Origin of the sequence: Roseomonas sp. CCTCC AB2023176, assembly GCF_042259275.1 — a bacterium.
Taxonomy (GTDB): domain Bacteria; phylum Pseudomonadota; class Alphaproteobacteria; order Acetobacterales; family Acetobacteraceae; genus Roseomonas.
Window position 1 is genome coordinate 314,880 of sequence record NZ_CP170086.1, and the last position, 20,096, is coordinate 334,975.

The 20,096-nt window shown below is 69.9% G+C and carries 22 protein-coding genes and 1 tRNA gene; 16 read left to right on the top strand and 7 right to left on the bottom strand.

Annotated elements, in window-relative coordinates; all coding sequences use genetic code 11:
* Positions 1-110: 110 nt before the first annotated feature.
* The 13 genes from ACE7GA_RS01420 (at position 111) to ACE7GA_RS01480 (ending at position 11,151) form a co-directional block, all read left to right on the top strand.
* Positions 111-422 carry a hypothetical protein gene (locus ACE7GA_RS01420; protein WP_376094584.1) on the top strand — a complete coding sequence of 104 codons (312 nt, stop codon included), beginning with the start codon at positions 111-113 and terminating at the stop codon, positions 420-422.
* A 151-nt stretch (positions 423-573) separates the two neighbouring features.
* On the top strand, positions 574-903 hold the full coding sequence (locus tag ACE7GA_RS01425; RefSeq protein WP_376094587.1) for a hypothetical protein: 330 nt from the start codon (positions 574-576) through the stop codon (positions 901-903).
* Positions 900-1,118, top strand: a complete 219-nt coding sequence (locus ACE7GA_RS01430; protein WP_376094590.1) for a hypothetical protein — start codon at positions 900-902, stop codon at positions 1,116-1,118. The genes ACE7GA_RS01425 and ACE7GA_RS01430 overlap by 4 nt, the downstream gene beginning before the upstream one ends.
* Entirely contained in the window at positions 1,115-1,648 is a 534-nt protein-coding gene (locus ACE7GA_RS01435; RefSeq protein WP_376094593.1) for a hypothetical protein, read from the top strand. Before ACE7GA_RS01430 ends, ACE7GA_RS01435 begins: the two co-directional genes overlap by 4 nt.
* 276 nt (positions 1,649-1,924) lie before the next feature.
* Positions 1,925-4,414 carry a hypothetical protein gene (locus ACE7GA_RS01440; protein WP_376094596.1) on the top strand — a complete coding sequence of 830 codons (2,490 nt, stop codon included), beginning with the start codon at positions 1,925-1,927 and terminating at the stop codon, positions 4,412-4,414.
* Positions 4,415-4,713: 299 nt separating this feature from the next.
* A complete protein-coding gene (locus ACE7GA_RS01445; protein WP_376094599.1) occupies positions 4,714-5,397 on the top strand; it encodes a recombinase family protein in 684 nt (227 codons plus the stop codon).
* A gap of 160 nt (positions 5,398-5,557) precedes the next feature.
* On the top strand, positions 5,558-5,914 hold the full coding sequence (locus ACE7GA_RS01450) for a hypothetical protein (protein ID WP_376094602.1): 357 nt from the start codon (positions 5,558-5,560) through the stop codon (positions 5,912-5,914).
* Positions 5,911-7,377: a hypothetical protein gene (locus tag ACE7GA_RS01455; RefSeq protein WP_376094605.1), complete on the top strand. Its 1,467-nt coding sequence runs from the start codon at positions 5,911-5,913 to the stop codon at positions 7,375-7,377. The genes ACE7GA_RS01450 and ACE7GA_RS01455 overlap by 4 nt, the downstream gene beginning before the upstream one ends.
* Positions 7,378-7,387: 10 nt before the next feature.
* Positions 7,388-7,576, top strand: a complete 189-nt coding sequence (locus ACE7GA_RS01460) for a hypothetical protein (protein ID WP_376094608.1) — start codon at positions 7,388-7,390, stop codon at positions 7,574-7,576.
* Positions 7,577-7,587: 11 nt separating this feature from the next.
* Positions 7,588-7,956 (top strand): hypothetical protein, encoded by a 369-nt coding sequence (locus ACE7GA_RS01465; RefSeq protein WP_376094611.1) that lies wholly within the window; start codon positions 7,588-7,590, stop codon positions 7,954-7,956.
* Positions 7,957-7,969: 13 nt separating this feature from the next.
* A complete protein-coding gene (locus ACE7GA_RS01470; protein ID WP_376094614.1) occupies positions 7,970-8,719 on the top strand; it encodes a hypothetical protein in 750 nt (249 codons plus the stop codon).
* 42 nt (positions 8,720-8,761) lie between these two features.
* Positions 8,762-10,717: a phage tail tip lysozyme gene (locus ACE7GA_RS01475; protein ID WP_376094617.1), complete on the top strand. Its 1,956-nt coding sequence runs from the start codon at positions 8,762-8,764 to the stop codon at positions 10,715-10,717.
* Complete coding sequence (locus ACE7GA_RS01480) at positions 10,714-11,151, top strand: hypothetical protein (RefSeq protein WP_376094620.1); 438 nt, start codon at positions 10,714-10,716, stop codon at positions 11,149-11,151. Before ACE7GA_RS01475 ends, ACE7GA_RS01480 begins: the two co-directional genes overlap by 4 nt.
* A 45-nt stretch (positions 11,152-11,196) precedes the next feature.
* On the opposite strand, the gene ACE7GA_RS01485 is transcribed toward ACE7GA_RS01480, so the two are convergent.
* The 4 genes from ACE7GA_RS01485 to ACE7GA_RS01500 all read right to left on the bottom strand — a co-directional run bounded on the left by ACE7GA_RS01485 (position 11,197) and on the right by ACE7GA_RS01500 (position 13,634).
* Positions 11,197-12,969: an SIR2 family protein gene (locus ACE7GA_RS01485; RefSeq protein WP_376094623.1), complete on the bottom strand. Its 1,773-nt coding sequence runs from the start codon at positions 12,967-12,969 to the stop codon at positions 11,197-11,199.
* Between the two features lie 107 nt (positions 12,970-13,076).
* A tRNA-Glu gene (locus ACE7GA_RS01490) sits at positions 13,077-13,152 on the bottom strand.
* A gap of 18 nt (positions 13,153-13,170) precedes the next feature.
* A complete protein-coding gene (locus ACE7GA_RS01495) occupies positions 13,171-13,356 on the bottom strand; it encodes a DUF2256 domain-containing protein (RefSeq protein ID WP_376094626.1) in 186 nt (61 codons plus the stop codon).
* The gene (locus ACE7GA_RS01500; RefSeq protein ID WP_376094629.1) at positions 13,353-13,634 is read right to left on the bottom strand and encodes a DUF6476 family protein; all 282 of its coding nucleotides are present in this window, start codon (positions 13,632-13,634) and stop codon (positions 13,353-13,355) included. The genes ACE7GA_RS01495 and ACE7GA_RS01500 overlap by 4 nt, the downstream gene beginning before the upstream one ends.
* A gap of 72 nt (positions 13,635-13,706) precedes the next feature.
* Between ACE7GA_RS01500 and ACE7GA_RS01505 the strand changes: the two genes are divergently transcribed.
* Positions 13,707-14,621: an RluA family pseudouridine synthase gene (locus tag ACE7GA_RS01505; protein ID WP_376100558.1), complete on the top strand. Its 915-nt coding sequence runs from the start codon at positions 13,707-13,709 to the stop codon at positions 14,619-14,621.
* 298 nt (positions 14,622-14,919) lie between these two features.
* On the top strand, positions 14,920-15,810 hold the full coding sequence (gene rpoH / locus ACE7GA_RS01510) for an RNA polymerase sigma factor RpoH (RefSeq protein ID WP_376094632.1): 891 nt from the start codon (positions 14,920-14,922) through the stop codon (positions 15,808-15,810).
* Positions 15,811-15,867: 57 nt separating this feature from the next.
* Here rpoH and ACE7GA_RS01515 read toward each other — a convergent pair whose 3' ends face one another.
* Positions 15,868-17,148, bottom strand: coding sequence for a Gfo/Idh/MocA family protein (locus ACE7GA_RS01515; RefSeq protein WP_376094635.1), 1,281 nt, complete (start codon positions 17,146-17,148; stop codon positions 15,868-15,870).
* A 52-nt stretch (positions 17,149-17,200) separates the two neighbouring features.
* Complete coding sequence (locus tag ACE7GA_RS01520) at positions 17,201-18,370, bottom strand: Gfo/Idh/MocA family oxidoreductase (RefSeq protein ID WP_376094638.1); 1,170 nt, start codon at positions 18,368-18,370, stop codon at positions 17,201-17,203.
* Between the two features lie 128 nt (positions 18,371-18,498).
* Here ACE7GA_RS01520 and ACE7GA_RS01525 point away from each other — a divergent pair, with 128 nt between their 5' ends.
* Positions 18,499-19,011: a VOC family protein gene (locus ACE7GA_RS01525; RefSeq protein WP_376094641.1), complete on the top strand. Its 513-nt coding sequence runs from the start codon at positions 18,499-18,501 to the stop codon at positions 19,009-19,011.
* A 4-nt stretch (positions 19,012-19,015) separates the two neighbouring features.
* On the opposite strand, the gene ACE7GA_RS01530 is transcribed toward ACE7GA_RS01525, so the two are convergent.
* A complete protein-coding gene (locus tag ACE7GA_RS01530; protein WP_376094644.1) occupies positions 19,016-20,047 on the bottom strand; it encodes an ABC transporter substrate-binding protein in 1,032 nt (343 codons plus the stop codon).
* Positions 20,048-20,096: the final 49 nt, after the last annotated feature.

Genomic DNA, 20,096 nt, shown 5'->3' on the forward strand with positions numbered 1-20,096 from the left:
AAAACACCCGTTTCAAGCTACCCAGCCTATATCGGCAGCTTTGGACGGAGATCGACACACCGATGCAGCAGGCATGTTCGCCTCATCCCAATCAGTCCCGGGGTGAACAGATGCTGAAGCTTGAACTAACCGACGCGCCACTGCCCATCCAGGCGCTTTCCGCACATGAGGTTGCGCAGGAGCCTGCAAACCCGCCCGCGGCGCGGCGAATGCGTGCGGCCACGTACGAGCAGGAGACGGGCCGGATCTCGGACTGGTGTCGGATCACCGGCATGAGCAGGAGCCGGACCTATCTGCTGATCGCCGCCGGTCACCTGCCGACGTACCGAGTGGGATCGGCGACCTTCGTGGACATCGCTGCCGGCCTGCGCTGGCTGCGGAGTCAGCCCCCTGCCCCGATCGGCCAGAAGCAGGCCGCCTGAAACAGAAGCACCCCGCACGGCTGTAAGGCCGGCGGGGCGCGGGAAAACTACTCGACTACGCTACGGGAACCACTCCACATCCCGGGATGTAGCGACCTCCCGCCGCTTCGCCAAGCCCTTTCCGCCGTGCGCCCAAGAGGACGCACGACACATGACGATCATCACGCCCCAACCCGGGGCCCGGCCACCGCTCCGGACCTTCACGGAACAGCCCGACTCGCACAATCTCGAGGCCATTCTCCGCGCCGCCAGCGACGCGGCCCGTCAGCAGGCCTGCGCCGTCCTGCAGCACGCCAGTTCGGCCGTCAATGAGGGCACCCGGCGGGCGGCCTACACCGCCGCCCGGGAACTGGCCCGAGGCGTCTTGCGTGACCTGATCAGTTCCGGCGGCCTGCGGACCCGCCTGGCGTCCGCCCTGGCGCGTGAGGCCGTGGCCAATGCGTGCCGCCTCGCCCTCGCCGAGAAGGGGCCAGCGCGATGAGCCATATCCCGGCCCGAATGGCGCGTCCCCGGCCGCGCCCGATCCACATCGGCGAAGTTTCCGCCCTGCCCACCGTTCGCGAGCACCTGGCTGATGCCGCCAGCGCACGGCGCGCGGGCGACCTCGCTGCGGCGAACGCAGCCGAGGAGGCCGCCCTGCTCGTCATGCGCGCAACCCTCATGCAGCCGGCCGCCGCCGTCCGAGAGCCCGCATGATGCCGCAGCAGCGCTACGGCCTGGTCCTGGATCACCCGCGCGTCCTCTCCGCCGTCATTGAGCGCGCCGGCACTTGCGGGGGCGACTACCACATCGGCCTGCTGATGCCGGCGCTCGCTGAGGGCTTCCGCGTCGTCATCTTACAGGCGGGGACGCGCATGCCGGTTCGCTTGCTCGACCACGCGGAGCGACCAACCGCCGTGATCCTGGCCGGCGACCCCGGGCACGACAATCCGCCCGGGCCGGTGGACTTCCCGCAGCTCGCACGGCTCCTCCGCTGGAGTGCTTCGGTTTTGATCCATGCAGCAGGTGGCCAGCGCGCGCACTACGACGCCGCCGCCTACGCGGTCCGTGAGCGGCGGCGCCTGCTTATCGTCGAGACGTGCAGCACCCGCGAGGACGAGTGGCTTCAGTTGGTGGAGGCTGAGGTTGACCGGCGCGGCGGCACCATGGCGGCGCTGCCATGCCTCATGATCTCGGCAAAGCGGTTCGGCGGCGTGCACCCCGTCCAGGAGGGGCGCCGCGCATGATCCAGCTCGCGCAGGCCCTCACCGCCGGGGCGACGTATCGGCAAGCCGGGGACGCGATCGGCGTCAGCTGCGACGCCGCCCGCATGCGTGCCGTCAGGGCGGGTCTCCGTTCGCGGCATCGGACACGGCCACCAAACCCCGAGACGGCACGGCGGGTCTCCGTCGCGCGTCGGATGCGGGCTGACGGCCACGACAACCACGCCATCGGGGAACGCCTCGGCATGTCGTCCGACGCGGTCAGGATGATGCTGCGTCGCGCAGCGGGGCGAGGTGCGCATGCCTGACGGTACCAGCGCGCTTCTGACCCTCGCCAGCCTCGCCGACGTGCCGCGGTGGGTCGCGTGGCAGAAGCAGGACCGGAACGGCAGCCCGACGAAGGTCCCGCACAACCCGGCTACCGGCAAAAAGGCCGCGATGGACGCGCCGACCACCTGGCGTACTCGCGCCGAGGCCGAAGCACGGGCCCCGCTTCTGCCGCGCCCCTACGGCATCGGCGGCATCGGGATCGCGCTTGGCGAGAGTGCCGGCCTCGCGATCGGCGGCATCGACCTGGACACCTGCCGAGACCCGCAGACCGGCGGCATCGCGCCATGGGCCGAGGAAGTCCTGAGGCTCTTCCGGTCCTACGCCGAGGTCAGCCCCTCCGGCACCGGCGCCAAGGTGTTCTTCACCTTTGATGCCACCGTCCTGCCCAAACTGCGCGGCGCCATGGGGACGGAACACGGCAAGCAGTGGAAGCGCCGCACCGGCACCGACCACCCGCCTGCCATCGAACTGTACCTGGGCAACCGCTACTTTGCCGTCACCGACGATCGCCTGCCGGACTCGCCATTGGAACTCCGGCGCGTCGAGATCGAGACCATCTTGGACCTGATCACCGCCATCGGGCCCGAGTTCGCGGCGACGCAGCCGGAGGGCGACGTGCCTCGCCAGCGCCAGCGCCGGGCCTCGCCCCCGGAAATGGGGAGCAGCTCAGGCGATGGCTCCCGTAGCGCCAAGGCCTTCAAGGTCGCCGCTCGCGTCCGTCGCGCCGGTGGCACGTACGACGACTTCGTTGCCGCCCTGGACAAAGATCCCGACACCGCAGCGTGGAAGAGTGAAAAGGGCCTTGCCGAGGGTGGGCGTGAACTGCGGCGCGCGTGGGAGGCCGCTGGGAAGGCCGTCGAGGAGGATGCGCCGCCCACCACCGACCGCGAGGGCCGCCCCGTCGTGCGGGTCGCCGCGGGCGAGCTGGACCGCATGACGACCGAGGCGGAAGCCGCGATGGTGGCCGCCGGCGTCCCGGTCTACCAGCGCGGCCACGAACTCGTCCGCCCTGTCACGCGCGAGGTCGCGGCGTCGCACGGTCGCACAACCATCGCGGCAGGCCTCGGCGTCCTGAACTTCGCCGCCGTCCGGGACGTGCTGTGCGGCGTCACGACGTTCCAGCGCTTTGACAAGCGGTCGAAGGATTGGGTCACGGTGGACCCGCCGGGCGACGTCGCCTCCATCCTCCTGTCCCGCGAGGGTCGTTGGCAGCTGCGCAGCATCGCGGGCGTCGTGACGACCCCGACCCTCCGGCCTGACGGATCTCTCATCCTCGAGCCAGGCTACGATCCTGCGACGCGCCTCTACCACGCTGCCGACCCGCATCTGCGCCTCACCCCGACCGCGACGAAGGCGACGCCGACGAAGGGCGATGCCGAGGCTGCGCTGGCGCTGCTGCGCGGGCTCCTCGCCGAGTTCCCCTTCGTGAAGGGCGGGGGCGAAGGCGAGCCGCCGGAAGGGACCGCGCTCAGCGTCGCGCTGTCGGCCTGCATCACCCCCGTCGTGCGCGGCGCCCTCAGCATCGCCCCGATGCACGCCTTTCGTGCCAGCACCGCCGGCACGGGCAAGTCGTACATGGTGGACGTGGCAAGCATGATCGCGACGGGCCGTCCCTGCCCCGTCACGTCCGTTGCCCCGGAGGAGGCCGAGACGGAGAAGCGCCTGACCGGGCTCCTCCTCCAGGGCTTCCCCGTCGTGTCCCTCGACAACGTCAACGGCGAGTTGGGCGGCGACCTTCTCGCCCAGGCGACGGAGCGCACGCTGATCCGGCTCCGCCCCCTCGGCACGTCGCGCATCACCGAAATCGAGAACCGGGCGTGCCTCTTCGCGACCGGCAACAACCTCCGCGTCCGCGGTGACATGGTCCGACGCGTGCTCGTCTCCGACCTCGACGCCGGCATGGAGCGGCCGGAACTGCGCACCTTCAAGGCAGACCCCGTCGCGACGGTCAGCCAACACCGCGGCGCCTACGTCTCGGCCGCCCTCACGATCGTCCGCGCCTATCTCGCCGCGGGCACGCCCGACCCCCGCCCGCCGGTTCAGAGCTACGGCGACTGGTCCCGCCTGGTCCGCTCCGCCCTGGTGTGGCTGGGCTGCGCCGATCCCGCGGCCAGCATGGACGTCGCCCGTGCTGACGATCCCGAACTCGGCGACCTGCGGGAGATGCTGACGGCTTGGCACGACGCCTTCGGGACGGAGGGCGTGACGCTGGCGGACGCTGCGGACGCCGCTTCACGACGAGAGCCGACGAAGATGGGCGAACCGACCGACCTCCTCTATCCCGACCTCAGCGCCACCCTCCTTCGCATTGCCGGAGACCGGGGTGCGGTGAGCACGCGCCGCCTCGCAATCTGGCTCCGCCAGCGTCGTGGGCGGATCGTGGACGGGCGGCGGTTCCTTCAGGCGAGCAAGGCGCACGGCAACGTGGACCGCTGGCAGGTCGTGCCGGCAAACCGGTAGCGGGGGCTTTGGGGGCTTTGGGGGTTGGGTTTCAGCCCTCCTCCCCAAAGTGGCAGCACACGCACGCCGGCACACACCAGCGGTTGAACGTCACTGCCACTTTCCGCACGTGCGTTGGCAGGACAACCCCCACAACCCCCACAACCCCCAGCCGAGGGGTTCGGAACCCGTGCCGACGTCCCGCCCTCGCCTGCCGCCCGATGCTTCCACTGCGGCAGCCTTGTCACATCGCCTCATCCGTCGTTGACGCATCGTGACACAAGGGCGCATCATGCTGCGCGTTCACCGGAGATCGCGCCGTGTCCCGTACCTTCGTCGGCTACGCCCGCGTCAGTACCGATCGCCAGGGCCGTAGCGGCCTCGGGCTAGAGGCGCAGGAAGCCGCGATCCGGGCGCACGTTCAGCCGGGCGATGCGCTCCTCGCGCCGCTGTACGTCGAGGTGGAGTCAGGCAAGCGTGCCGACCGCCCGAAGTTGGCCGAGGCCATCGCGCGATGCCGGACGACGGGCGCTACGCTGCTGATCGCGCGGCTGGACCGCCTCGCCCGCGACGCGCACTTCCTCCTCGGCCTCGCCAAGGCCGGCGTCGAGTTCGTCGCCTGCGACATGCCCCACGCGAACCGCCTGACGGTGGGCATCATGGCCCTGGTCGCCGAAGAGGAGGCCCGCGCCATCTCCGCCCGCACGAAGGCCGCCCTGGCCGCCGCGAAGGCCCGCGGAGCCGTCCTCGGCGGGCGCCGGCCCGGGCAGCGCGTTCCCAGCGCCGACGCCGGCCAGCGGGGCCGTGCGGCGGCCGTGGAGGCACGCCGACTTGCCTCCGACCACGCGGCCCACCGCGTCCTGCCCCGGGTCACGGCGCTGCGGGACGAAGGCCGGTCCCTTGCAAGCGTCGCGGCAACGCTGGAGGCCGAGGGCATCCCCACCCCGCGCGGCGGCGCATGGACCGCCACGGCCGTCCGACGGGTCCTCCTCCGGGCGGGGTAGTCGGGACGCCTCGGGACGTCCCGGGAAACTATCGCCCGCGGCGCCCCTGATCGTTGTTGCGGCGCCGGTTCCGGTGATGACTATGGGGGTCGCCGTGAGCGACATTGCCCCTGCATCAGCCCCGACAAAGCCCCCGCGCAAGCGCAGCGGACGCCGCCGCGTGTCCGCCATGGGCGCGTACGCCGGCCTCGCGCGCCTGTCCGACATGGATCTGCGGACACGCCACGGTCGCATCCTGCGGGGCGTGCGGGCGGAACTGGTCGCGCATGTAGGGGGCACCCCGTCCGCGACGCAGCGGCTCCTTGTGGAGCGGGCTGCGCAGCTGACGCTACGGGTCGCGATCTTCGATGACCGGCTGGCCGAAGGCGGCGCGCTCACCGATCACGACAGCCGCCAGTACCTCGCCTGGTCCAACTCCCTCACCCGGACGCTGAAGGCCCTCGGCCTGAAGGGGGAGACGCAGAAGCCCCGGACGCTGCGCGACCACTACGCCGACAAGGCTCCGACGACGCCGTGAGCGCCTCGTTCGGCACCTTCCGCGAAGCCCTGGATGATCCGGCGATCTTCGGCGGGCAGTTTGAGGGGGAGACTTGGCGCGCCTGGCGGGTCCTGGCCTCCGCCCTCTTCGGGGATGCGCTGACGGCGGATGAGCTGGCCACCTTCCGGCACCACACCGGACGGGGGCAGCCGCCCGCGGCGGCAGTGCGGGAGGCGGCGCTTATCGTAGGCCGGCGCGGGGGCAAGTCGCGTGTCCTCGGCACCCTGGCGGCCTACCTCGCGACGCACCGCGACTATGCGCCGCACTTGGCACCGGGCGAGGTGGCGACGATCGCGGTCATCGCGGCGGACCGCCGGCAGGCCCGACAGATCTTCCGGTACTGCCTCGGCGCACTCCAGGCTGTGCCTGAGCTGGCGGGCATGATCGAGGATACGGCCGCGGAGGCGATTACCCTCGACAACCGGGTGGTGATCGAGATCGCGACCGCGAGTTGGCGTGTGACGCGCGGGTACACCTTCGCGGCGGTGCTGGCCGACGAGATTGCCTTCTGGCGCGACGACGCCTCGGCCAATCCGGATGCCGAGATCATCGCGGCGATCCGGCCGGGCCTCGCCACCATCCCTGGCGCGATGCTCCTGCTGGCGTCCTCCCCGTACGCCAAGCGCGGGGTGCTCTACACGACGTTCCGGAAGCACTGGGCGCGCGACGATGCGCGGGTGCTGGTGTGGCGCGGCACGACGGCGGAGATGAACCCCGGGCTGGATCCGGGGTTCATCGCGGCGGCCTATGAGGACGACCCTGCCTCGGCGGCGGCCGAGTATGGGGCGGAGTTCCGGAACGACATCGCGGCGTTCGTCACGCGCGAGGCGGTGGAGGCGTGCATCGCGCCGGGCCGGTTTGAGCTGCCGCGAGTGCCAGGCGTTCGCTACGCCGCCTTCACGGATCCCTCGGGCGGGTCGCAGGACGCGATGACGCTGGCGGTGGCGCACCGGGAGGGGGACCGGGCCGTCCTCGACGCCGTGCGGGTGCAGACGCCGCCGTTCAGCCCCGAAGGCACGGTGGGCGAGTTCGCCACGCTACTGAAGTCCTACGGCATCACGGCGGTGACGGGGGACCGCTACGCCGGGGAATGGCCGCGGGAGCAGTTCCGCAAGCAGGGCATCGCCTACGACGTGTCGGAGAAGGCGAAGTCCGACCTGTACCGGGACTTGCTGCCGGTCCTGAACAGCGGGCGGTGCGAATTGCTCGACCTGCCGAAGCTGACCGCACAGCTCTGCGGGCTGGAGCGACGGACCGCGCGCGGCGGGCGCGACAGCATCGACCACGCGCCAGGCGCGCATGACGACGTCGCGAACGCTGTGGCGGGCGCGCTGCTGAAGGTCGGGGCAGCGAGGGGCCCGATGAAGATCAACCCGGCGGTCCTGGCGCGTGTCGGCGGGCCGCCTGCCCCGCACGGCGCGTTCCCCGGCCGCATCTACTGAGGAGACGACGATGGCGAACCCTGATCGCGTGCCGCGTCCCGCCCCGCCGAAGATGGCGTTCGACCACAACCCGGAATGCGGGCGTCACGGGGAAGCCCTGCCGCCCGGCAAGCGGCGCAAGAAGATCGCGCAGGACGAAGCCCCGAAAGCGCCGCTGCGGCTGGGCTACTCGCGCGACAGCTACCCCATCCCCGCCTGAAGGAGATCGTCATGAGTCACACGGAAGCGGCGATCGCCGAGGCGAAGATGAACCTGAAACTGATCGAGGCGCTGCGGGAGTTCCTTTCTGGGAAGCTCACGCCGGAGGACCTGGCGGAGTTCGACGCGATCTGGACGCCGTTCCTGAACAACGGGCTCGCGGACGGCGACCCCGCCGGGATGGGCATGGACGCGGTGGCGCCGCTGCGTGCGTCGCTGGAGCGGCTGGGCGTACCGGCGGCGGGCATTCCGCGCGCGTCGCTCGGGCCGACGCTGGAGGCGGTGCAGCGGGCCAAGCGCCGCGCTGGGCAGGGCGTGCCGGTGGTGGCGGATGGCCATCGGGACCGGTTCCCGGCCGCCGTGAAGCTGGGGCACCTGTGAGATGGTCGCGGTGATGGAGAGGCTCACGGGCCGGCGTGCCGGAGCGCCGGCTGTCTCGCCTGCCCGCTCGGTGCTGGCGGAAGCGGTGGAGCGGCTGAAGGTGGCGAAGGCCGAGATGGCGCGCCTCGACGCCACGATGCCCGACCGCTTCGGGCTGGAGGGAAACGCGGCCCGCGCCGTGGAAGAGGCCAAGGCGGCCGTCGAGACGGCGGCGCGCGAGCTGGCGGAGGCACGGGTGCGGGAGGCGCGGGGCGGGCCTCCGGCTGATCGCGCGGCGGTGCTGGCGGCGCGCGAGCGCGAGGTCGAGGCGAAGGATCGGCTCGTCGCGGCGCGGGCGGCGAAGGCACTGATGGAGCGGGACCACGCGGCGGGCGATGCGGAACTGCGGCAGCGGGAGGCGGCAGTCACCGCGGCGATCCTCGCTGTCGTGCAGGACGAGGCGGCAGACGCGGTGCGGGAGCTCGCGGTGCTGGAGGAACGGGTGGCGGCTGGGAAGGAGACCCTTCGGCAGATCCTCGGTCTCGCGCGTCCGGGGCTCGATCCCGTCCCGCTGTCGTGGAAGGAGGTCGCGCAAGGCGTGATTGGCGACGCGCGGACGCAGGAGCATCACGCCCGGGCGACCTTCGGCACCGGAGGCCTGCCGCCGACCTGGCGGCCGCGGTCCACGACGTCCCCCGATATCTCTGCCTGGACGGACGCACTCGCGCGGCTCCGCGAGGACGCGACGACGCCCCTGCCACGGTCGCTGGTGCCCCTGCCGTGACTGTGACGCTCACGCCGCTGCCGTATCGGAGGCCGTAGGACCATGGCGACCGTCATCGACGCCTTGATCGTCAGCCTGAACCTCGATCCTTCAGGCTTCACGAAGGGTCAGAAGGACACCGCGGCGAGCCTTCTCAAGCTCCGGAAGGATTCGGAGGACACGGCGAAGGAGTTGGAGCGACGCGGCAGGCAAGCTGCCGAGTTCTACAACCAGGTGCGCACGGCCGCGGCAGGGTTCTTCGCCTACGTGACCGGCGAGCGGGTGTTGTCGCACTTCTCCCGCGAGGCGGCGGCCGGCGACGCAGCGGTCGGGCGGCTTGCCCGGACCCTCGGCATCGCGACAGACCGGCTCAACGCCTACCAGCAGATGGCGGAGCGGGTCGGCGGGACGCGGGAGGGCGTGTCAGGGTCGCTCTCGGCGATCCAAAACCAGATCCAGGGCTTCGTCCTGCGCGGCGATCCCCTGCCAAACGCCTACCGCGCTCTTGGGATTCGGCTGGCGGACGACGAGGGCCGGCAGCGTTCGTCGGAGGACATCTACAAGGACGTCATTGAGGCGCTTCGTCGGCGCCCGGTGCGCGAGCACGCGACGATCCTGAACGACCTGGGTCTTGGGGCTGAGGTGTCGGGCTTCGCGCAGATGGCGCCGGCGGAGTTCCAGCGTCGGTTCGGCGAGCAGATGCGGCTCGGCACCGTTACGCAGCAGCAGGCCGAGGCGGGACAGCGCCTGCTCGAGGCGTGGCTGAACCTGAACCAGGCGATCGAGACGACATGGCGGGCTCTCCGGCTGGGGCTGGAGCCCGGGATCTCAGCCGTCTTGAAGGGCCTTACCGACCTGACGACATGGGTGAATGGCGAGACGGCCAGGCCTCTTCTGGACAAGGTCAACGACGCCCTGCGGGAGTTTGGGGCCTACCTCGGCGGGGATCGCTTCAAGCAGGACCTTGCGGCGTTCGGGCGACAGGTGGGTGAAGTGGTGCGTGCTCTCGGACGGTTGCTCGAATTCCTCGGCATCCTCCCCGGCCAAGCGAATGCCGCCTCGCTGAGTACGGCTGACGCACTTACCGGTGAAACTGCCATGGTCTCACCAACCGCCCCATCGCCGGGGGCGCGCGGGGTTGGCGACTTCATGCGTCGGACGTACGAGTGGAACGCTTTCGGTGGGACAGGCGCCGGGTCTGACCGCGTCGAAGACAATCACCGGACGGCGTACGATTTCTTTGTCGGGCGCGGCTACACCCCTGAGCAGGCGGCCGGGCTGGTCGCCAATCTTCACCATGAGAGCGGGGTAAATCCTCAGATCCGCGCGGGAGACGGCGGACGGTCGCATGGAATCGGGCAGTGGAACGGGGAGCGGCTTGAACGCTTCCGCCAGAGGTACGGCGGCCGGATGCCCCGTGAGACGACGCTTCAGGAGCAGCTCGAGTTCGCCGAGTGGGAGTTGTCCGAGAACGGTCCCGAGGCGGCTGCCGGGCGCGCTTTGCGCGCCGCGCGGGAAGCGCGGGAAGCGGGGGAGATCGCGTCGCGGCGGTGGCTTCGGCCCGGCCGCGACGAGGCGGCCCGCAACGCGGAAGCGCTGTCGCGCGGGCTGACCGCGTCCAACTTCCTGCCCGACCTCCGAATCCGACCTCGGGCCGCCCAGCCCGCTCGCCCTGCGCTGCCGGCCGGCCCCGAGGCCGCAGAGGAACCGGGCCGCAACCCGTCCTGGCCGCCCGGCTATGACCCACGGGTACGCCCGCCGGCCGTTGCCCCCGCGCCCCCTCGGCAATGGGACCTCTCCGGACTGGACCCAGCCCTTCGTGGCGGCGCTGGCCTGACCGCATCGGCGCGCAACGCGGCGACGATCAACAACTCGTCGCGCAGCACCAGCACAGAGCTCACCATCGGTAGCGTGACTGTTCAGACGGCAGCGACAGACGCGCGGGGGATCGCCGACGGCTTCGGCCGTGCGCTGATGGATCGGCTTCCTGTGCAACTCGCGGCGCAGGGGCTGGTATGATCATTCGTCCCCCGGCCGGGTGCACGGTCGCGCGCATTGAGGTCGAGGGCGGCTATGCGGTCTGCCTTACCCCTCTTCGCGCCGCCGACGCACCGCACGGCCAGTACGTCCTCGCGCCGGGCCGGTCCTGGCCGAACAACCGGCAGGCCCGTGCCATTGCCGAGGACCTGGCGTGGGGCCGGTGCGTCGCGCTCTTCGTCGCGGATGAGGCAACGGCCGAGGCGCTGATGGATCGGCTGGTAGCGGCCCGCGCCCCTGCCCCGCCAGGGACGTCCTACGTCCGCCACGACGGCACGCGGGCGGGCACCGTCGCTGCTGCCGCGGCAGCCCTGGAGACGGATCGCAGGCCGATGGTGACGGGCGTCATGGTCGCGGCCCCGGGCGGCGAGCTGCTGACGCTCACGCGGGAGGGAATGCGGGGCGGGAGGGCGTAGACTTGGCATCCATTGCGTCCTGCTGATGAACCTCGCCGATAGGAGCTACCAGAAGTTAAACTTGCCCATTACGCGACGCAGATTGTCGAGAGCGAGGGTCATGAAATTGCCTGAGGCGTGGAAGAAGCCAGCCTTCAGCAGGGCCGCACAAACTTCCGGCTCGTTCATATCCGCAAAGATGGCGTTTCGGACTTCGCTGTTCCAAGCGCTCCGTCCTACCGGCACCCATACCCACGCGTCCGATCCGCTACTCGCCATTGCATTTTGCAGTCTAACTTCATCGACGCCGAGGGTCAGATATGCCGACGAGCTCAGGACTTCGAAAGTCTCAAACGCGAAGGTTGTAGCATCCTCTCCCACCAGCTCACGCTCCAGCACAGGCTGGAAGACCTCGAGCAAATGATCGCTTATCGGGGTCTTGCGCCGATCGAATCCCGGAAGAGACTTCCAAGCATTCTGGTCCATGTCTGCCCACGAGCTGAGGAAGAGCCTTTGAACCAGTAGTTCTGGCTCAGTATGCGCAACCGGCCTAAAGGCTGTGGAGAGCCAGCGCAGCAGCGCCGAATAGCGACGCGCCTTCGCGAGTCCGATGCCATACGCATACATCAGAAGAACGGCGGGGTAGAGGCGTAATCCAACCCAAATCGTGGTGCCGCCGAGAGATGGAAGCGCGGTAAACGCGCGGATCGTGTCTTGCGTGAGGCTTTGTTCGCTATCGTCGCCCCATTGCCCCATAAGTAGGAACAGCCGAAGCAGGGGTGCCATCGCCGTTTCATATCGCTGCACACGGCGCTGAAACTCATCAGGGATCCAGGCTACATCTGCGCTGAAGCCAGCGCCCTTGATGGCTTCTCGTGCCCGACGCGCTTCATCTCGAACTAGATCCGCAAGCTCTATCCTGTGTTCAGGACGCGCGAGATAGCGTTTGGCTGCCGCAGCAAGCAGTTCGACACTCAGCGGGTTCGGGCGCTGAAGTGCCGTTTGCGCAGCTACCTTTCTTTCCAGGTCTTCGAAGAAGCTGTCGCTGTCAGCGATCCGGATTACCCGACCGGCTCGCGCGGCGATGACGTCGCTAGCGATGCGCGACGGCTCTCCCCTGCTAGCCCAGAAGAGCGGAAAGCGTCGGCTTGGTGCTCGCGTGATTGCTGCGCGCAACGCGGTATCCCAATCCGCCGACCAACCGCAGACGATTAGGCCGTGCTCATCGATGATGCGATCCAAGAGAGCGTCGAGCGCTGGAGAGTAGGTCTCGAGCTCTCCCTCCGTGTTCCGAAGGCGAGCGTCGAGATAGTCACCGTGCACTTTCAGGACAAAGCATCGGGCATGAATGAGCGGAATCGCGCCTTGTAGGTCATCGTCCGAGCGGATCACCGTAGGCTCCACGCCCTCGGCCTGCAGAGCGCTCTCCATCAGCCGATCAAAGTTGGTCGTGATGATTACGCGCACGAAGCCGTCGCGAACTAGTCGGGCAATCGCACGGTGCGCTTTCGTCGGAACCTTACGTCCTGCCTCGCGGTCCTCGGCCGATGGCTCAATCATTGTGTGGAGGATGGAGCGGCGCTCAGCCTTCGTAGGCGCTAGCGCGTCGATGAGGCGCGCGTAGCTAGGCTCTTCGTTGAAGCGCCCCCGGTACCAGGCTGCCCAGTCCGGTTGCTCTCCAACTCCCTCAAGGTGCCCCAGGCGGCGCGAGAGGTCCAAGATGACCTCCCACCCGGTGGGGATGCTTGCCGCTCGCGACACGCCGCTCCCCAGTACGAGCGCGAAAACGTTACGGTTCTCGAAGAGCGCGAAGGCGAGCGCCGTTCCAGGGTCGATCATGTTGCGCTCAGCGTAGCGAGCATAGCCGCGAGGGCCAGCCCGAAACCGATATCGGAGAAGATATCGGAGATCATCTGTGGAGAACCTGGCTAAACCACTGAAAAACTTGGCGTCCCCTACGGGATTCGAACCCGTGTTGCCGCCGTGAGAGGGCGGTGTCCTAGGCCTCTAGACGAAGGGGACATGGCCGGCAGGCAGCATCTAGCCGCCTCGGTCCCCACGATCAAGCACCCCCTTGCCGGCGGCCGGGTGCCGGCCGCTGCGGCACGCGTCGGAGCAGTAGCGCACGTTCTCCCATTCCCGCGCCCACTTCTTCCGCCACGCGAAGGGGCGGCCGCAGGCGACGCAGGTCTTGTTGGGGAGGTGCGGCTTGCGGTGCGCCATCATTCGCCGGCCCGGATCTCCCCGAGCATCCGGCCGCTGCGTGGGTCGAGGATCAAGAGGCGATCGCCATCGGGGCGCGATAGGGCGATGACGATCCTGCCCTCGGCCCCCGGCGCGACGCCAAGGATGCGGGTCCCTGGGGGCTGGCCGAGTCCGACGGAGACGGGAGCCGTCGTCGGGGCGGCCGCGCCCATGCGCTGGACGATCAGGACGCCGAGCGTCACGGTGCCCGCGACGATCAGCACCCCCATGACCACGACCAGCACCTTCAGCGCGCGCAACGGCACCCCTGACAGCCCCCGGACGGAGGGCGCTTCTCGTTCGTCGCGGGCCCGGATCAGGCCGGCGAGCGCCTGGACCGGGCGCTCGCGGCCCTAAGCGGCCTGTCGCGGTCCCGCGTCAAGGCGCTGATCGAGGCGGGGCACGCCCGACGTGACGGGGTGCCGGTGCGCGAGCCCGCGGAGGCTTTGCGGGCCGGCGCCGGCTACAGCCTCGACGTGCCGCCGCCGGAAGCCGCGGCGCCGCGGCCCCAGGCCATGGACCTGGCGATCCTGTTCGAAGACCGGCACCTCATTGTCCTGGACAAGCCCGCCGGGCTCGTCGTCCATCCCGCGCCAGGTCATGCGGAGGGCACGCTGGTCAACGCGATCCTGGCCCATGCCGGCGACGAGCTGTCGGGGATCGGCGGCGAGAAGCGGCCGGGGATCGTGCACCGGCTGGACAAGGACACGAGCGGGGTGATGGTCGTGGCGAAGTCGGACGTGGCGCATCAGGCACTGTCCACGGCCTTCGCCGAGCGCAACCTGGAGCGGGCCTACCTGGCCCTGGCCTGGGGCCTCCCTTCCCCCGCCGCCGGGGAAGTCGAGGCCCCGGTCGGCCGCCACCCGACCGACCGGAAGCGGATGGCGGTGGTCCAGCGCGGCGGGAAGCATGCCCTGACGCGCTACGTCACCGAGCGCGCCTGGGGCACCGCGTGTGCGCTGTTGCGCTGCCGGCTGGCGACGGGGCGGACGCACCAGATCCGCGTGCACCTGGCGCATCTCGGCCATCCCCTCGTCGGTGACCCCGTCTACCTGCGCCGCACACCGACGGCATCGCGCGGGCTGCCGGAGGCGACCCGTGACGTGCTCCTCTCCTTCCCGAGGCAGGCGCTGCATGCCGCGACGCTCGCATTCCGGCATCCCGTGACGGGGGAAGAGCTGTCCTTCTCCTCCCCCGTGCCACCCGACATGGCGGCGCTCATCGCCGCTCTGGACCAAGCGGTGTGACGCCCTTGTAACTGGGGTAACCGTACCGTGACGGTAGGGTTTTCCTTGCCTTCCGCGGCGCCTAAGATTACAACCACTCCAGTTTCCACGTCCGGGTGCCGCTTCCGCGGGTATCCGGAACGAGGCGTTCCGCACCGCAAACCTCGGCGCGGGACGGCGTTCTAGGCCCGACATCCCGGTTTCGACCCTGGGGGGCCCTGACGGCGGAGAGAGGCACGGATCCCCCGTGCCGAGACCGCCGCGCGGGTCCCCGCCGATTTCGGGGGCGACCCGGCCGGCACAGGAGGCAGATGCGTCCATGGCTTCCGCGTTGAGTATCCCGATTGCCCCCGAGGGCAACCTCTCCCGCTACCTGCAGGAGATCCGCAAGTTCCCGATGCTGACGGCCGAGCACGAGCTCGACCTCGCCAAGCGCTGGCGCGACAGCGGCGACGAGAAGGCGGCGCACGCGCTCGTCACGTCGCACCTGCGCCTCGTCGCCAAGATCGCCATGGGCTATCGCGGCTACGGCCTGCCCGTCGGCGAGCTGATCAGCGAAGGCAATGTCGGCATGATGCAGGCGGTGAAGCGGTTCGATCCGGACCGCGGCTTCCGCCTGGCGACCTACGCGATGTGGTGGATCCGCGCCGCGATCCAGGAGTACATCCTGCACTCCTGGTCGCTCGTGAAGATGGGCACCACGGCCGCGCAGAAGAAGCTGTTCTTCAACCTGCGGCGCCTGAAGGGCCAGATGGCCGCGCTGGAGGAAGGCGACCTGAAGCCGGAGCAGGTGGCGAAGATCGCGCACACCCTGCAGGTTCCGGAGCAGGACGTCGTCTCCATGAACCGTCGCCTCGCCTCGCCCGACAATTCGCTCAACGCGCCGATCCGCGCGGACAGCGAGGGCGAGTGGCAGGACTGGCTCGTGGACGATACCGAGAGCCAGGAGAGCGAGCTGGCGGAGCGGGAGGACATGTCCAACCGCCGCCATCTCCTCGACAACGCGCTGAAGTCGCTGAACGAGCGGGAGCGCCACATCCTGATCGAGCGGCGCCTGAAGGACGAGCCGACGACGCTCGAGGAGCTGTCGCAGCAGTACAACATCTCCCGTGAGCGCGTGCGCCAGATCGAGGTGCGCGCCTTCGAGAAGCTGCAGAAGAACATGAAGCAGCAGATCGTGGAGCGCAGGCTCGCCGTCGCCGACCACTGAGGCACGGCGGAGACCGGATCGGAAGGGCGGCGGGTCAACCCGCCGCCCTTCCTCGTTTCAGGCCGCGCCCGGCGTGGGGCCGCGGGTCGCCTGCTGCGGTCGGGGCGTCCGCACCGGCTGGTTCTCCTCGGCCGACCGATAGATGGCCTCCATCAGCCGCTGGTCCTGCACGCCCTCCTCGCCCGGCGTGTGCGGCTGCCGATTCTCCCGCACGCATTGCGAGAAATGGTCTACCTCCAGCGCGAACTGGTTCCTGTGGCGGATGTTGCGTTCCGTACGCGCGGCGACCTGACCCTCGCGCCGGCTTACCTGCATCCGCTGGCCTTCGTAGGAAAAGGCGTCGGGCATCTCAACGATGCCGCGCTCGAAGATCAGGCGCAGCGTCTTGTCGTTGAACGCATCGTAGGAAGTGACGCAGTTCGCGATGACGCCGGAGGGAAAGCGGACGCCGAAGGCCACGCCTTCCTCGACTTCCGCGAAGCGCGGGTCGCGCGTGTCGCCGCGGCGGAGGCTGGCGAAGATCCATTCCGGTTCCTCGCCCGTCAGGTAGCGCGCGGCGTTGAGGCAGTAGATCCCGACATCGGGCATCGCGCCGCCGCCGGCCAGCGCCTTGCTGTAGCGCCATTGCGGCGCGGGACCGTTGACCTGGACGTTCGTGGCTTCGATGAAGCGGAGACGGCCGAGTTCGCCGTTCCGGACCATCTCGATCGCCGCGCGGTTGTACGGCTCGTACTGGCATCGATAGGCGATCATCAGCCTGACATTGGCGCCGGCGCAGGCGGCGACCATGGCCTCGGCGTCCGCGACCCTCGTCGCCATCGGCTTCTCGCAGAGCACGTGCTTGCCGATGGCCGCGAGCCGTTCGGTGTACTCGCGGTGCATGGCGTTGGGCAGCGCGACGTAGGCGGCCTGGACGTCCGGCCGGTCGCGCAAGCGTTCCAACTGTTCGTAGGGCAGCACCGCGTCCTCCGGGATGCCGTGCTGGCGCGCGACCGCCTTGCCCTTCTCGGGGCTGCCGGTCACCAGCGCGACGGGCCGGCTTTCCCGGCACTCGCCAAACGCGGGCAGCATCTCCTCCAGGCTGATCCGGCCAAGGCCGATGATGGCGTAGCCCACGCGCTCGCCCGGCGGGCGGGGCTGCGGCGGCGGCTGGGAGGGCGGCTCGGCCTCGCCGCGCCATTCGGGGAAGGTGACGCGCCCGCCTTCCACACGGCCGACGTCGCGCTCGACGGGCGGCGGGTAGCCGGGCGCGCCCGCCGCGCCCAGCGCCACCCCGGCCGCCGTCCAGCCCGTCGCGCGCAGCAATCCGCGCCGCGAGGCGCCCCGATCCATCGCCATGTCGGCTCTCCCCGAGAATGCGGGAGAACGCCGGGGCGGAGTCGCTGTTGCGCTACACCGGTATGGGACGCGCCTCGGCCGCGGCCTGGTAGAGCGCGGCCATGATCCGCTGGTCGCGCAGCCCTTCCTCGCCCGGCGTCTTGGGCGGCGTACCGTCGCGGACGCAGACGGCGAAGTGGTCGAGTTCTTGCGCGAAATGATTCTTCGCGCCGATCTTACGCTCTGCCCGCATCGCGACGTCCCCGTCGCGGCGCGTCACCCAGAACCGCGCCCCGTGGTAGGAGAAGGCGTCTTCGACCTCCACCGTCCCCGCCTCGAAGTGCAGCGTGACCGACTTCTTGTTGAAGACGCCGTAGGAGGTCAGGCAGGACGCGATCACGCCGGAGGGGAAGCGCAAGGTGAAGGCCATGCTTTCCTCCACGCGTTCCCACCGCTTGTCGCCCGGCGGGGAATAGGCCATCGCGGTCACGCTCTCCGGCTCCTCGCCGACGAGGAATCGCGTGGAGTTGAGGCAGTAGAGGCCGATATCCGGCAGCGCTCCGCCGCCCGCCAGCGCGCCGGAATAGCGCCACTGGTCCGCGCCCCCGCCGGACTGGACATTCGTCGCCTCGACGAAACGCAGCCGTCCAAGTTCGCCGGATTCGACCATCTTCCGCGCGGCGAGGTGGAAGGGCTCGTACTGGCAGCGATAGGCGATCATCAGCGGTACGCCGTCCTTGGCGCAGGCCGCGACCATCGCCTCCGCCTCCTCGGGCGTATTGGCCATGGGCTTCTCGCAGAGGACGGGCAGGCCGATGGCGGCGAGGCGTTCCGTATACTCGCGGTGCATGCCGTTGGGCAGGCCGATATAGGCGGCGCGCACGTCGGAACGTTCACGCAGGCGTTCGGTATCGGCGTAGGCGAAGACGGCTTCGTCGGGGATTCCGTATTGCCGTGCGATGACGCGGCCCTTCTCAACGTCGCTCGTGACCAGTGCCGTCGCGCGGGCGTGCAAACATTCGCCGAAGGCGGGCAGGACCTGCTCCACGCTGATGCGACCGAGCGCCACGATGGCGAAGCCGATCCGCTCGCCCGGCGGTGTCGGCGTAGGGGGCGGGGCGGAGGGCGGCTCGACCGTTCCGCGCCATTCGGGGAAGCGGACCTGGCCGCCCTCCACCCGTCCCTTGTCTGCGTCGCTCGGCGCCTCGTAGCCCGGCGCGCCGGTGCGGGAGTCCTCGGTCATCGCATCGTCCCCGTCTGGTGGCGCAGGAACCTGCCACATGGGCTCGACCGATGCGCCCCATCACGAGGCGCGATTGGATCACGCCCGCGCGCGGCCCCATCTTCGTCGCGTCAGAGGAGACCACCGCCGTGCCTGAAGCCCCCTTCCCCACCCCTGCGTCCCGCTACGTCGCCCCTGCCGGCCTGACGATTGGCCATACGCATCTCAAGGTCGCTGACCTCGACCGCGCCCTGGTCTTCTGGCGGGACGTGATCGGGCTGGAGATCACCGCGAGCCGCCCCGGCGCTGTCTTCCTCTCGGCCGGCGGCTACCACCACCACATCGCGCTCAATACCTGGGAGAGCCTCGGCGGGTCCCCTCCCCCGCCCGGCACGACGGGGCTGTTCCACGTGGCGATGCTCTACCCGGACCGTGCCAGCCTGGCGCGGGCCCTGCGGCGCGTCATGGAGGCGGGCGTGCCTCTGGAAGGCGCATCCGACCACGGCGTGTCCGAGGCCATCTACCTCCGCGATCCCGACGGCAACGGCGTGGAACTCTACCGCGACCGCCCGCGCGAGGACTGGCCGCGTGACACGGCGGGGAACATCGAGATGTACACCCGCCGCCTCGACCTCCGCGCCCTGCTCGCCGAAGCGGGCTGAGGCGTCAGAGCATCCGGGCGTCGCGCGGCGGCAGGAACTCGTCCGTAAAGGCCGTCGCGACGCTCGGCTTCTGCGCCGTCAGGTTGAAGGCCGCGGCCATCGCGTCGATCTGCGCTTGCAGCCGCGGCGCGGTGACGTAGGACAGGCCGTGCTGCCGGACCTCGTCGCTCAGCATCATCTCGTTGAAGGCGACCTGCTGCCGCTCCGTCTCGATCGCGACGTCGGTGAGCGATTCGCGGGCCTTCAGCTGCTCGATGGCGGCGGCGGGGTTCTTGTAGGCCCAGATCATGCCTTCCGTCAGCGCGGCGATGGCGGCGCGCAGCGCCTCCGGCTTCTCCCGCATGAAGGCGCGCGTGGTGACGAGGCCCGAGCCGTAAAAGGGCAGGCCGAAGTCGCGGTAGCGGAAGATGCGCTGCGCCGGCCAGTCCATCCCCAGCGCCTTCAACGATAGGCCGGTCGAGGTAATGAAGCCCGTGATCCCGTCGGCGCGGCGCTGCACGAGCATGGGCTCACGCAGGTCGGGCGCGACGCTCATCCAGGTGATGGAGGAGAGATTGATCCCGACCGCCTGCGCGAAGACCGGGAAGATCTGCCGTCCGCCGTCGAATTCCGGCGCGGCGAGGGTCTTGCCCTCGAGCATCTTCGGCTCCCGGATCGGCCCGTCCGCGCGGACCGTGCAGCAGGACGGCGACTGGTCGTAGAGCACGCCGACGCAGACCAGCTCCCGCTGGGGGTTCTCCGCCATGAAGCGTAGCATGGGCGTCAGGTCGCCGAAGCCGAGGTCGTAGGTGCCCGCCGCGATGTCGATCGGCACGCGGCCCGAGCCGAAGCCGCGGTTGATCGGCATCTCCAGGTTGTGTTTGCGGAAGATGCCGTTGCGCTCGGCCGCGACGCCGAAGGCATAGGCGCCGTGCAGCGCCCAGTCGAAGGTGAAGCGGACGCGGTGCGGCGCCTGCGCGGTGGCGAGGCGCGGGGCAGCCAGCGCCCCGATCGTGGCGGCGAGGGCGGCGCGGCGCCCGATGGTGGCGGTCGTCATCCCGGTCATCCCTGCTTCGGCGGTGGTTCCGCCCTCGAAGCAAGGAGCG

Bases quoted from the DNA above. Each gene is read 5' to 3' on its own strand.
- ACE7GA_RS01435 (WP_376094593.1), top strand. From the start codon at position 1,115: ATGATGCCGCAGCAGCGCTACGGCCTGGTCCTGGATCACCCGCGCGTC.
- ACE7GA_RS01470 (WP_376094614.1), top strand. From the start codon at position 7,970: ATGGAGAGGCTCACGGGCCGGCGTGCCGGAGCGCCGGCTGTCTCGCCT.
- ACE7GA_RS01515 (WP_376094635.1), bottom strand. From the start codon at position 17,148: ATGGCGATGGATCGGGGCGCCTCGCGGCGCGGATTGCTGCGCGCGACG.
- ACE7GA_RS01485 (WP_376094623.1), bottom strand. From the start codon at position 12,969: ATGATCGACCCTGGAACGGCGCTCGCCTTCGCGCTCTTCGAGAACCGT.
- ACE7GA_RS01495 (WP_376094626.1), bottom strand. From the start codon at position 13,356: ATGATGGCGCACCGCAAGCCGCACCTCCCCAACAAGACCTGCGTCGCC.
- ACE7GA_RS01440 (WP_376094596.1), top strand. From the start codon at position 1,925: ATGCCTGACGGTACCAGCGCGCTTCTGACCCTCGCCAGCCTCGCCGAC.
- ACE7GA_RS01425 (WP_376094587.1), top strand. From the start codon at position 574: ATGACGATCATCACGCCCCAACCCGGGGCCCGGCCACCGCTCCGGACC.
- ACE7GA_RS01520 (WP_376094638.1), bottom strand. From the start codon at position 18,370: ATGACCGAGGACTCCCGCACCGGCGCGCCGGGCTACGAGGCGCCGAGC.
- ACE7GA_RS01420 (WP_376094584.1), top strand. From the start codon at position 111: ATGCTGAAGCTTGAACTAACCGACGCGCCACTGCCCATCCAGGCGCTT.
- ACE7GA_RS01480 (WP_376094620.1), top strand. From the start codon at position 10,714: ATGATCATTCGTCCCCCGGCCGGGTGCACGGTCGCGCGCATTGAGGTC.
- ACE7GA_RS01530 (WP_376094644.1), bottom strand. From the start codon at position 20,047: ATGACGACCGCCACCATCGGGCGCCGCGCCGCCCTCGCCGCCACGATC.
- ACE7GA_RS01465 (WP_376094611.1), top strand. From the start codon at position 7,588: ATGAGTCACACGGAAGCGGCGATCGCCGAGGCGAAGATGAACCTGAAA.
- rpoH (WP_376094632.1), top strand. From the start codon at position 14,920: ATGGCTTCCGCGTTGAGTATCCCGATTGCCCCCGAGGGCAACCTCTCC.
- ACE7GA_RS01460 (WP_376094608.1), top strand. From the start codon at position 7,388: ATGGCGAACCCTGATCGCGTGCCGCGTCCCGCCCCGCCGAAGATGGCG.
- ACE7GA_RS01475 (WP_376094617.1), top strand. From the start codon at position 8,762: ATGGCGACCGTCATCGACGCCTTGATCGTCAGCCTGAACCTCGATCCT.
- ACE7GA_RS01430 (WP_376094590.1), top strand. From the start codon at position 900: ATGAGCCATATCCCGGCCCGAATGGCGCGTCCCCGGCCGCGCCCGATC.